The sequence below is a fragment of the Streptomyces himastatinicus ATCC 53653 genome, assembly GCF_000158915.1.
Lineage (GTDB): Bacteria > Actinomycetota > Actinomycetes > Streptomycetales > Streptomycetaceae > Streptomyces > Streptomyces himastatinicus.
The window spans coordinates 3,836,442-3,837,162 of sequence record NZ_GG657754.1; the positions used below are offsets into that span (position 1 = coordinate 3,836,442).

A 721-nucleotide genomic window follows, 5' to 3' on the forward strand; every position below is an offset into this window, starting at 1 on the left:
CACCGCTTCAGCTCCGCGACCGCCGTCTCCACCGGGCGGGCCCTGCTGTACGTACGCGTCGAGGTCATCGCGTCGAACGCGTCCGCGACCGCCACCACCCGCGCGAACTCCGGGATCTGCGCCCCGGCAAGACCGTACGGATAGCCGCTGCCGTCCAGCCGCTCGTGGTGGTGCAGGATCGCCGTCCGCGCCTCGCCCAGGAAGCGGATGCCGCGCACCATCTCGTGGCCGTATTCGGGGTGCAGCTCGATGACGCGGCGCTCCTCGGGGGTCAGCGGGCCGTTCTTGCGCAGCAGCCGGGTGGGGACACCGAGCTTGCCCACGTCGTGGAGGATGCCCGCGATGCGCAGGGCCTCCAGCCGGTCGCCGCTCATGCCCAGTTCGCGGGCGATCATCACGGAGGCGCGGCCGACCCGCTCGCTGTGGCCCCGGGTGTAGCGGTCCTTGATGTCGACCGCCTGGACGAGGGCGCGGATGGTGGCCTGGTGGGCGGCGCGCTCGCGGTGGTAGAGCGCGAAGACGCAGGCGCAGACGTACATCGGCAGCAGCACCAGCAGGGCCGCCGCCGGTCCGTACGGGCTGGTCCACAGCACCGCCATGGCGAGCCCGGCGGGCCCGTGGACCAGCTGCGGCGCCAGCGCGCTCAGATGGCGTCCGCGCCAGGCGGCGCGGGCCGAGCGGCGCTCGGCGAGGACCAGCACCCCGCCCTCGAGGGCGGCGG

Annotated in this window: 1 protein-coding gene; it reads right to left on the minus strand. The window is 74.3% G+C overall.

Features of this window, described 5'->3' with window-relative positions; all coding sequences use genetic code 11:
* Positions 1–721, minus strand: a 721-nt coding sequence (locus SSOG_RS15540; RefSeq protein WP_009715179.1) for an HD-GYP domain-containing protein, incomplete at both ends; no start/stop codon positions are given.